Below are 10,664 nucleotides of genomic sequence, written 5' to 3' on the forward strand. Positions count from 1 at the left end.
GCCGCCGATGCCCGCATTCGCCCTTTCCCGCCGCGCCCTGCTGCTCTCGGGCGCCGCTCTCTCGCTGGGCCTGCCGCCGGGGGCGCGGGCCGAGGCGCCCGCAAGGCTCCGCCTGCGCCTGCTGGAGACCACCGACCTTCACGTCAACATCTTTCCCTACGACTACTACCGGGACCGGACGGACGACACGGTGGGGCTCGCCAAGACCGCGGCGCTGATCGCCGCCGCCCGTGCCGAGGCGCCGAACAGTCTGCTCTTCGACAATGGCGACGTCATCCAGGGCAGCCCGCTCGGCGACTACATGGCCTATTCGCACGGCCTCAAGCCGGGCGAGGTGCACCCGATCATCGCCGCGATGAACCGGCTGGGCTATCTCTGCGGCACGCTGGGCAACCACGAGTTCAACTACGGGCTGGACTATCTCGGCATCTCGCTGGCCGGGCAGAACTTCCCGAGCGTCTGCGCCAACCTCCTGAAGGCCGACGGCACGCCGCTGGTGCCGCCCACCCGCGTCTTCGAGCGGGAGATGGTGGACGAGGCCGGGCAGCGGCACCGGCTGCGGATCGGCGTCATCGGCTTCGTGCCGCCGCAGATCCTGCAATGGGACCAGGCCAACCTGGCCGGCAGGGTGACGACGCTCGACATCGTCGAGGCCGCCCGGCAGCACCTGCCCGGGCTGCGCGCCGAAGCGGACGTGGTGGTGGCGCTGTGCCATTCCGGCATCGCCGGCGGCGCGCCGAAGCCGGGGGCGGAGAACGCGGCGCTCCATCTCGCCGAGGTGCCGGGGCTGGACGCCATCCTGACCGGGCACCAGCACCTCGTCTTCCCCGGCAAGGACTTCGCCAACATTCCCGGCGTGGACGCGCGGCGCGGCACGCTGCACGGCGTGCCGGCGGTGATGGCGGGCTTCTGGGGCAGCCATCTCGGCGTCATCGACCTTGTGCTGGAGCGCCAGGGCGGCGCCTGGAAGGTGACGGACTTCGCCACCGAGGCCCGCCCGATCTATATCCGCACGCCCGACCGCCGCATCGAGCCGACCGTCGCCGCCACCGGGGCCGTGCTGGCCGCCGCCCGCACCGAGCATGAGGCGACGCTCGCCTATGTCCGCCAGCCCGTGGGCGAGACCCAGGCCTCGATCAACAGCTACTGGGCGCTGGTGGCGGACGATCCCTCGGTGCAGATCGTCAGCAACGCGCAGCGCTGGTACGTGGAGGGGCTGGCCAGGGCGGCCGGACTGGGCGACCTGCCGCTGCTCTCGGCGGCGGCACCCTTCAAGGCCGGCGGGCGGGGCGGGCCGGACTACTACACCGACGTGAAGCCAGGCCCCATCGCCATCAAGGACGTGGCGGACATCTACCTCTACCCCAACACGCTGCGCGTGGTGAAGGTGACGGGGGCGCAACTGCGCGGCTGGCTGGAGCGTTCCGCCGGCCTGTTCAACCGGATCAACCCTGCCGCGGCGGAGGAGCAGGCGCTGATCAACCCGCGCTTCCCCTCCTACAATTTCGACGTGATCGACGGCGTCACCTACCGGATCGACGTAACGCAGCCCTCGCGCTTCGATGCCGACGGCAAGCTGGTGGCGCCGGAGGCGCGGCGCATCCGCGACCTCGCCTATGAGGGCAGTCCGGTGGAGGACGGGCAGGTCTTCCTCGTCGCCACCAACAACTATCGCGCCGGCGGCGGCGGCAACTTCCCCGGCGCCGATGGCAGCACCATCGTGCTGGAGGCGCCCGACCTGAACCGCGACGTGGTGGTGCGCTACATCGTCGAGCAGACGCGCATCGACCCGGAGGCGGACGGCAACTGGTCGCTCGCGCCCTGGCCGGAATCGGCGCGGGTCAGCTTCGTCACCGGACCGGGCGCGGCGGCCTTCCGTCCGGCCGGGTTGCGCGCCGAGCCGCTCGGCAACACGCCGGACGGCTTTACCCAGTACCGCCTCGGCCATGCAGGCTGAGGCGCCGCACCATCCAGGGGGCTTCATCATGAAAAAACTGCTCGCCACGGCGCTCGCCGCATGGCTGGGCCTGGGCACCGCCCGCGCCGCCGAGATCACCCCCGCCATCGTCTTCGACATGGGCGGCAAGTTCGACAAGTCCTTCAACGAGGGGGTGCATCGCGGCGCCGAGGCCTTCAGCAAGGAGAGCGGCATCCAGGTCCGCGAGTTCGAACCGCAGAACGACACCCAGCGCGAGCAGGCGCTGCGCAACTTCTCCCGGCGCGGCCAGAGCCCCATCATCGCCGTCGGCTTCAACCAGGCGAGCGCGGTGAAGGCGGTCGCGGGCGAGTTCCCCAAGGTGAACTTCGTCATCATCGACGCCGTGGTGGAGGCGCCGAACGTCGAATCCGTGCTGTTCCGCGAGGAGCAGGGCAGCTACCTCGCCGGCATGCTCGCGGCGATGAAGAGCGCCACGGGCAAGGTGGGCTTCGTCGGCGGCATGGACGTGCCGCTGATCCGCAAGTTCGCCTGCGGCTATGTGCAGGGCGCCCGCGCGGTGAACCCGAAAATCGAGGTGCTGCAGAACATGACGGGCTCCACGCCCTCCGCCTGGAACGACCCGGTGCGCGGCGCGGAACTCACCCGCTCGCAGATCGAGCGCGGCGCGGACGTCGTTTTCCATGCCGCCGGCGCCACCGGCATCGGCGTGCTGCAGGCGGCGGCGGATGCCGGCAAGTTCGGCATCGGCGTGGATTCCAACCAGAACCACCTGCATCCCGGCCACGTGCTGACCAGCATGGTGAAGCAGCTCGACGTCGCGACGCGCACCACGCTGCAGGCGGCGCGCGCCGGCACCTGGAAGCCCGGCACGCAGGTGCTCGGGCTGGCGGAGGACGGCGTCGGCCTCGCCTTCGACGAGAACAACGCGCCTCTCATCACCGCCGAGATGCGCAGCCGCATCGATCAGGCGAAGGCCGATATCGTCGCCGGCGGCATCACCGTGCACGACTACATGAGCGACAATTCCTGCCCGAGGTGATGGGCAAAGCGGAGGGAATGGCGCCTCCCGCCATCGCGCTGCGCGGCATCGAGAAGCGCTTCGGCGCCGTGCACGCCAACCGCGCGGTGGACCTGACGGTCCGCCGCGGCACCATCCATGGCATCATCGGCGAGAACGGCGCCGGCAAGTCCACGCTGATGGCCATCCTGCACGGCTTCTATCAGGCCGATGCGGGCAGCATCCTTGTGAACGGGCGGGAGGTGGCGATCCGCGACAGCCGCGACGCCATCCGGCTCGGCATCGAGATGGTGCACCAGCACTTCATGCTGGTGGAGCGCTTCACGGTACTGGAGAACGTGATGCTCGGCGCCGAGGGCGGCCCGCTGCTGGCGCGCGGCGCCGCGAAGGCGCGCGCCGAGCTGGCGCGGCTCGGCGAGGCCTTCGGGCTGCGCGTGGACCCGGATGCACGGATCGAGAACCTGCCCGTCGGCGCGCAGCAGCGCGTGGAAATCCTGAAGGCGCTCTATCGCGGCGCCGAGTTGCTGATCCTCGACGAGCCGACCGGCGTGCTGACGCCGCAGGAGGCGGATGACCTGTTCCGCGTGCTGCGCGCGCTGCGCGCGCAGGGCCGCACCGTGCTGCTGATCACCCACAAGCTGCGCGAGATCATGGCCATCACCGACCGCGTCTCGGTGATGCGCGCGGGGCGGATGGTGGCGCATCGCGAGACGGCCGCCACCTCGGTGGCCGAGCTGGGCGAGCTGATGATCGGCCGCCGCCTCGCCGCGCCCGCGCCGCGCCCGGCGCCGAAGCCGGGCCCGGTGCTGCTGGAGGCGCGGAACCTCTCGGTGCGCGACGCCGCGGGGGTGGAGCGGGTGAAGGGCGTGGACCTCGCGCTGCGCGGCGGCGAGATCCTCGGCATTGCCGGGGTGGCGGGCAACGGACAGGGGGAGTTGCTGGAAGCCCTGGCCGGGATGCGGCGGCCGAGCGCCGGCGAAATCCGACTCGGCGGCCAGACCGTCTTTCCCGGCCGGGACTTCAACCCGGCCGCGCTGCGCCGCCAGCGCCTCGGCCACGTGCCGGAGGACCGGCTGCGCAGTGGCCTGCTGCGCAATGCCAGCGCGGCGGAGACCGCCATCCTCGGCTACCAGGACGACCCCTCCTGGCGGCGCTTCGGCCTGCTCGCGCCCGCGGCCGTCGCCGCCCATGCCGCGCGGCTGATGCGCGACTACGACGTGCGGCCCGCCGATCCCGCCCTGCGCTCGGCGCTGTTCTCCGGCGGCAACCAGCAGAAGCTGATCCTGGCGCGCGAGATCGACCGCGACCCGCAGGTGCTGCTGGTCGGCCAGCCGACGCGCGGGGTGGACATCGGCGGCATCGACGCCATCCACCAGCGCCTGCTGGCCTGCCGCGCGGCGGGCAAGGCGGTGCTCCTCGTTTCCGTGGAACTCGACGAGATCATGGCGCTGGCCGACCGCATCCTGGTGATGTTCGATGGAAGGATCATGGGCGAACTGGCCGCCGCCGAGGCCGACGAGCAACGGCTCGGCCTGCTGATGGCGGGCGTGGCGCCGGAGCGGGCGGCGTGAGCGCCCCCATGGGCGATGTGCCGCGCTGGGCAGAGCTGGCGCTGCTCCCCGTGCTGAACCTGCTGCTGGCGCTCGCCCTGACGGCGCTGCTGGTGCTGGCGACCGGCGGCGACCCCGTCGCCGCACTCACCGCGCTGGCGGTGGGCAGCCTCGGCTCGGCCGATGCCCTCGGCTACACGCTCTACTACGCCACCAACATGGCCTTCACCGGGCTGGCGGTCGCGGTGGCCTTCCAGGGCGGGCTGTTCAACATCGGCGCCGAGGGGCAGGCCTATCTCGCCGGGCTGGGCGTGACGCTGGCGGCGCTGCACCTCGGTTTCCTGCCCGCCGCGCTGCTGGTGCCGCTGGCGATCGCCGGCGGCGCGGCGTTCGGCGCCGCCTGGGCCGCCATCCCGGGCTGGCTGCAGGCGCGGCGGGGCAGCCACATCGTCATCACCACCATCATGTTCAACTTCCTGGCCGCCGCGCTGATGGTCCACCTGATCGTCAACCTGCTGACCGCGCCCGGTTCGATGGCGCCGGAGAGCCCTCCCTTCCCCGAGGCGGCGAGCCTGCCCGGCCTGGCGCAGCTTGGCTTCCCCAGCTCGGCGCCGGTGAACCTCGCGCTGGGGCTGGCGGTGCTGGCGGCGCTGGGGGTCTGGCTGCTCGTGTGGCGCACCCCCTGGGGCTATGCCCTGCGCGTGATGGGGCAGAGCCCGGCTGTCGCCAGCTATGCCGGGATCGACCAGGGGCGGATGATCATCCTCGTCATGGCGCTCTCGGGCGCGCTCGCGGGCGGCGTGGCGGTGAACGAGCTGCTGGGCGCGCAGCACAAGCTGCTGCTCGGCTTCACCAGCGGCTATGGCTTCACCGGCATCGCCGTCGCGCTGATGGGGCGCAACCATCCGGCCGGCGTGCTGCTGGCGGCGCTGCTCTTCGGCGCGCTCACCCAGGGCGGCGCCGAACTGGCCTTCGAGGTGCCGGACGTGCCCTCCGAGATCGTGGTGCTGATCCAGGGGCTGGTGATCCTGTTCACCGGCGCGCTGGGCAACATGCTGCGCCCGGCCCTGGCGCGGGTGCTGGGCCGGGCAGGGGGCTGAGGCGATGGAGGCGCTCGACCTGATCCTGCCCATCCTCGCCGCCACGCTGCGCACCGCCACGCCGCTGCTGCTGGGGGCGCTGGCCGGGCTGTTCTCCGAGCGCGCCGGCATCATCGATGTCGGGCTGGAGGGCAAGATGCTGGCGGGCGCCTTCGCCGCCGCCGCGGCGGCGGCCGTCACCGGCAACGTGCTGCTCGGGCTGCTGGCGGGGATCGGCGGCGCCTGCCTGCTCGGGCTGGTGCATGCCTATGCCTGCATCACGCTGCGCGGCAGCCAGGTGGTCTCGGGCATGGCGATCAACATCGTCGCTTCCGGCCTGACCGCGACGCTGGCCCTCGCCTGGTTCGGCCTGGGCGGGCAGACGCCCTCCTTGCCGCCCGCCGCCCGCTTCCTGCCGGTCACGCTGCCCGGGGCGGCGGCGCTGGCCGATGTGCCGGTGCTGGGGCCGGTCTATGCCGCGCTGGTCAGCGGGCAGACGGTGCTGGTCTATCTGGCGCTCGCCCTGGTGCCGCTCGGCGCCTGGGTGCTCTACCGCACACGCTTCGGGCTGCGCCTGCGGGCCTGCGGCGAGCACCCCGCCGCGGTGGACACCGCCGGCCTCTCCGTCGCGCGGCTGCGCTATGGCGGCGTGCTGATCGCCGCCGTCCTCTGCGGCATCGCCGGGACCTACATCGCCACCGCGCAGGGGGCGGGTTTCGTGCGCGACATGGTCACCGGGCGCGGCTATATCGCGCTCGCCGCGATGATCCTGGGCGGCTGGCGCCCCTGGCCGATCCTGTTCACCTGCCTGCTCTTCGGGCTGCTGGACGCGGTGGCCATCCGGCTGCAGGGCGTGGTGCTACCGGGAATCGGCGCCTTCCCCGTGCAGGCGCTCCAGGCGCTACCCTATCTGCTCACCGTGGTGCTGCTCGCCGGCTTCATGGGCCGCGCCATCCCGCCACGGGCGAGCGGCCAACCCTATGTGAAGGAGCGCTGAGCCGTGTCCGACCCGCTCGTCGAAGCCGCCCTGGCCGCGCGCGCCCGCGCCTATGCGCCCTATTCCCGCTTTGCCGTGGGCGCCGCGCTGCGCACCGCCGAGGGCGCCATCCATGCCGGCTGCAACGTGGAGAACGCCGCCTATCCCGAGGGCACCTGCGCCGAGGCGGGGGCCATCGCCGCCATGGCGCTGGCCGGCGGGCGCCACATCACGGAGCTGGTGGTGGCCGGCGGCGGCACCGCGCCCTGCACGCCCTGCGGCGGCTGCCGCCAGAAGATCCGCGAATTCGCCGCGCCGGAGACGCTGGTTCGCATGGTGGATGCCGAGGGCCGCCTGCTGCTGCGCGCCACGCTGGCGGAACTGCTGCCGCATTCCTTCGGCCCTGACAACCTCGCGGGGGCAGGCGCATGAGCGTGAAGGCCTATCTGGCCGGGCCCGATGTCTTCCTGCCCGACGCCCCGGCCCATGCCCGGCGCAAGGTCGCGATCTGCGCCCGCCACGGCATCGAGGGCCGTCCGCCGCTCAACGAGGACGTGGCCAGCCTGGGCGTGATGCGGGAGGAGGAGGCCTGGCGCACCATCTACCGCAAGGACATCGCGATGATGGAGGAGTGCGACATCGCCATCGCCAACCTGACACCCTTCCGCGGCGTCTCGGCCGATAGCGGCACGCTGGTCGAGCTGGGCTGGTTCCTCGGGCGCGGACGGCCGGTCTTCGGCTATTCCAACAGCGCGGCACCCTTCGCCGAGCGTTGCCGGCAGCATGCGCAGGCCCTGCCCGAGGCCATCCCCGGCCTGGGCGCCGAGGGCTTCGGCCTGCCGGACAACCTGATGATCCAGGGCGCGCTCATCCAGGCCGGCGGCCACCCGATGCTGGTGCCGGCCGAGGGGCGCGATCTTCCCTTCGACTCGCTCGACCTTTTCGAGGCCTGCGTGGCGCTCGCCGCGCGCCGGCTTGACCTCTGACCGCACGAACCAGCCGCCTGGGGTGACGCATGGCCCGCAAGATCATCATCGACACCGACCCCGGGAAGGATGACGCGGCCGCCATCCTGCTGGCGCTGGGCGCACCCGAGGAGCTGGAGGTGCTCTCCCTGGTGGCGGTGGCGGGGAACGTCCCGCTGGCGCGCACCGAGGGCAATGCGCGCCGCCTGCTGGAGCTGGCCGGGCGGGCGGATATCCCAGTCTATCCCGGCTGCGCCCGGCCGCTGGTGCGCTCCGTCATCACCGCCGAGCACGTGCATGGCGAGACCGGCCTGGTCGGGCTCGTCCTGCCGGAGCCGCGCGTGCCGGCCCAGGCCGCCCATGGCGTGGACCACCTGATCGGGACGCTGCGCGCCGCCGCGCCAGGTGAGATCACGCTCTGCCTGCTCGGCCCGGCCACCAACCTCGCCATGGCTTTGGTCAAGGCACCGGAGATCGCCCGCGGCATCGCCGAGGTGGTCTGGATGGCGGGCGCCCGCAGCGAGGGCGGCAATGTGACGCCGGCTTCCGAGTACAACGTCCATGCCGATCCGGAGGCCGCGGCGGTATTGCTGGAGAGCGGCCTGAAGCTGACCCTGCTGCCGCTCGACCTGACGCACCAGCTGCGGATGACGGCGCCGCGCCTGGAGCGCCTGCGCCGGATCGACACCGCCGCCGCCCGCGCGGTGGCCACCCTGTTCTCCGAGCCGGACGGCACGCCGCATCACGAGCGCGAGGAGGAGGGCGCGCCGCTGCACGACCCCTGCGTGATCGCCTTCCTCCTGCGGCCCGAGCTGTTCGCCGGGCGGTTCATCAATGTCGCGGTGGAGACGGCGAGCCCGCTGGCGCTGGGGATGACGGTGGCGGACTGGTTCGGCGTCACCGGCCGCCCGGCCAACGCGACCTGGCTGAACGCGGTGGTGGACCAGGAAGGCTTCTTCGGCCTGCTGCTGGAGCGCCTGGCGCGGCTACCCTGAAGGCGGCCGGCAGGCCGCTCAGGCGGCGTGGCGGCGGCGTCGACGGAAGGGCGCGAGCAGCACCTCCGCGAGCAGCAGGCCGAGCATCAGCCCCGCCAGCCCGTAGGTCGCCGGCGCGGCGCTGAGCATCACGGCGGGCACATGGCTCTCCAGCGTCGTCCTGAGCACGGCGCGCTTGTCGGCGCGGTCATCGCGCAGCCCGTCCCACAGGGCGAGTACCGGCTGCAGCAGGGGTGAGGCGGCGGAGAGGCGGTCATGGGTGGCGCGCAGGATCGCCGCGCGCTCGCGCGAGGCGGCGAGGCCGGCCGCATTGGCCGGCTCCGCCTCGCGCAGCCGCGCCGTGACCTCCGGCTCCGGTGCGCTGGGCGGCAGGCGGTAGAATTGCCGGGCGATCTCCTGCCGCTCCGCGATGTCGCGCTCCGTGGCGAGCGCGATCTGCAGCAGCGCCGTGGTGTAGCCATGGGCGACCGCCGGGAGCTGCATGGCGGCCAGCGCCAGGAAGAGGGCCAGCCCCAGGCGAATGGAATCCCCGAGCCAACGGCCGATGAAACGCGTCATGCTCCGCCCCTTCCGATCCGCAGGAGGGAAGAGTGGCGCGGCGCCAGGGTTGCGCTAGAGGTTGTTATGGACCTGCGGCCAATTGAGCGGCCTGCCTGAGCATGATGCAGGTGAAGGCGACGAGGTGCAGGTCGGCAAGGGTGCTGGCGTAGCGTTCGTAGTCCTTCACCAGGCGCCGGAAGCGGGTAGCCCAGACGAAGGAGCGCTCGACCATCCAGCGCCGCGGTAGCAGCACGAAGCCGCGCTTGGCTTCCGGCAGCTTGATCACCTCCAACTCGATGCCGTGGGCTTTCGTGGCATCGGCTGCTTTGCTTCCCGTATAGCCCTGGTCAACGTGGGCCATACCCACGCTTTGGCCGGTGGAAGCCTGTACCGCCTGGGCAAGACGTCCTGCCTCGGCGCGATCATCGGCGCTGGCGGGTGTGACATGCAACGCCAGCAGATGCCCCAGCGTGTCGACCGCCAGGTGCAGCTTGGAGCCCTTCTTGCGCTTGGCACCGTCGTACCCGGCCCGCTCGCCACTTTCCGGCGTCGAGCGCAGCGTCCGGCTGTCCAGGATGGCAGCACTGGGCTGGGCTTTGCGCCCCGCGGCCAGCCGCAGCACCGTGCGCAGATCCTCGGCCAGCGCCTCGAAGCACCCTGCCGCCAGCCAGCGCTGCGTCTGCTGGTACACCGCTGCCCAGGGTGGCAGGTCATTGGGCATCCAACGCCACGGCGCGCCGGTCTTCACCACATAGCGCAGGCCGTTGAACACCTCGCGCGAGCTGTGCTCCCGCTGCCCGGTGGAGCGGCCCCCAATTCGACCGGACAGGCGGCGCAACCGTGAGGGCCTAGGTGGAAGCCTAGGCGTACGCCTATGTCGAAGCCCATCGAGCGCGTCGAAATCATCACCGGCCGCGAGCACCGTCGGCGCTACACTGCCGAGGAGAAGGTCCGGCTGGTCGAGGAGACGATGCAGCCCGGCATGACGGTCTCGGCCGTCGCCCGGCTCCACGGCGTCTCCCCCAGCCTTCTCTTCGGGTGGAGGCGACGCATGGCCGAGGGTGGCTTAGAGGCGGTCAGGGCCGACGAGGACGTGGTGGCCGCGAGCCGCGTCCGCGAGCTCGAGGCGAAGGTGCGCGAGTTGGAGCGCCTCCTCGGCCGCAAGACCATGGAAACCGAGATCCTCCGCGAGGCCCTGGAAGCCGCACGCCCAAAAAAACATGCGTTGCGCTTGCCGTCGCCGCCACGGGGCGGTTCCCGGTGAAGGCCGTGGCTGACACGCTCGGCGTCGCCAGATCCAACCTGGCCGACCAGCTCCGGCGCCCCGACCGGCCGCGGCGTGGCCCCTACCGCCGCGCCGAGGACGAGGCCGTGCTGGCCGAGATCCGCGCCATCACCGACGCACGCCCCACCTACGGCTATCGCCGCGTCACCGCCCTGCTGAACCGCGCCAGGCGCAGCTCCGGCGAGCCCCCGCTCAATCACAAGCGCATCTTCCGGCTGATGCGCCTCTTCTCAATGCTGCTTCAGCCCCATACTGGCAGGCGGCCGATCCGCGCCCACGAGGGCACCGTCATCGCCCCTGCCTCCAATCAGCGCTGG

9 protein-coding genes and 2 pseudogenes are annotated in these 10,664 nt (G+C 72.1%); 9 read left to right on the plus strand and 2 right to left on the minus strand.

What is annotated here, in order from left to right:
* Positions 1–7 precede the first annotated feature (7 nt).
* From QMO56_RS09330 to QMO56_RS09365, 8 genes are read left to right on the plus strand one after another with little or no spacing between them, the layout of a single operon-like run.
* Positions 8–1,957, plus strand: a complete 1,950-nt coding sequence (locus QMO56_RS09330; protein ID WP_283525157.1) for a bifunctional 2',3'-cyclic-nucleotide 2'-phosphodiesterase/3'-nucleotidase — start codon at positions 8–10, stop codon at positions 1,955–1,957.
* 28 nt (positions 1,958–1,985) lie between these two features.
* Complete coding sequence (locus QMO56_RS09335) at positions 1,986–2,978, plus strand: BMP family protein (protein ID WP_283525159.1); 993 nt, start codon at positions 1,986–1,988, stop codon at positions 2,976–2,978.
* Positions 2,979–2,995: 17 nt separating this feature from the next.
* On the plus strand, positions 2,996–4,528 hold the full coding sequence (locus tag QMO56_RS09340) for an ABC transporter ATP-binding protein (protein WP_283525160.1): 1,533 nt from the start codon (positions 2,996–2,998) through the stop codon (positions 4,526–4,528).
* Positions 4,525–5,607, plus strand: coding sequence for an ABC transporter permease (locus tag QMO56_RS09345; protein WP_283525162.1), 1,083 nt, complete (start codon positions 4,525–4,527; stop codon positions 5,605–5,607). Before QMO56_RS09340 ends, QMO56_RS09345 begins: the two co-directional genes overlap by 4 nt.
* A 4-nt stretch (positions 5,608–5,611) precedes the next feature.
* Positions 5,612–6,583 carry an ABC transporter permease gene (locus tag QMO56_RS09350; protein WP_283525164.1) on the plus strand — a complete coding sequence of 324 codons (972 nt, stop codon included), beginning with the start codon at positions 5,612–5,614 and terminating at the stop codon, positions 6,581–6,583.
* Between the two features lie 3 nt (positions 6,584–6,586).
* On the plus strand, positions 6,587–6,994 hold the full coding sequence (locus tag QMO56_RS09355; protein ID WP_283525166.1) for a cytidine deaminase: 408 nt from the start codon (positions 6,587–6,589) through the stop codon (positions 6,992–6,994).
* The gene (locus QMO56_RS09360; protein ID WP_283525167.1) at positions 6,991–7,548 is read left to right on the plus strand and encodes a nucleoside 2-deoxyribosyltransferase; all 558 of its coding nucleotides are present in this window, start codon (positions 6,991–6,993) and stop codon (positions 7,546–7,548) included. The genes QMO56_RS09355 and QMO56_RS09360 overlap by 4 nt, the downstream gene beginning before the upstream one ends.
* Before the next feature lie 29 nt (positions 7,549–7,577).
* Entirely contained in the window at positions 7,578–8,522 is a 945-nt protein-coding gene (locus QMO56_RS09365; RefSeq protein ID WP_283525168.1) for a nucleoside hydrolase, read from the plus strand.
* 18 nt (positions 8,523–8,540) lie between these two features.
* Here the strand turns inward: QMO56_RS09365 and QMO56_RS09370 are convergent, their stop codons facing one another.
* Both QMO56_RS09370 and QMO56_RS09375 read right to left on the minus strand, forming a co-directional pair.
* Positions 8,541–9,080 carry a DUF2937 family protein gene (locus QMO56_RS09370; protein WP_283525169.1) on the minus strand — a complete coding sequence of 180 codons (540 nt, stop codon included), beginning with the start codon at positions 9,078–9,080 and terminating at the stop codon, positions 8,541–8,543.
* Between the two features lie 64 nt (positions 9,081–9,144).
* A pseudogene (locus tag QMO56_RS09375) lies at positions 9,145–9,864 on the minus strand (IS5 family transposase); the annotation flags it as partial.
* A 72-nt stretch (positions 9,865–9,936) separates the two neighbouring features.
* Here QMO56_RS09375 and QMO56_RS09380 point away from each other — a divergent pair.
* A pseudogene (locus QMO56_RS09380) lies at positions 9,937–10,664 on the plus strand (transposase); the annotation flags it as partial.

The organism is Roseomonas sp. E05 (assembly GCF_030063475.1).
Lineage (GTDB): Bacteria > Pseudomonadota > Alphaproteobacteria > Acetobacterales > Acetobacteraceae > Pseudoroseomonas.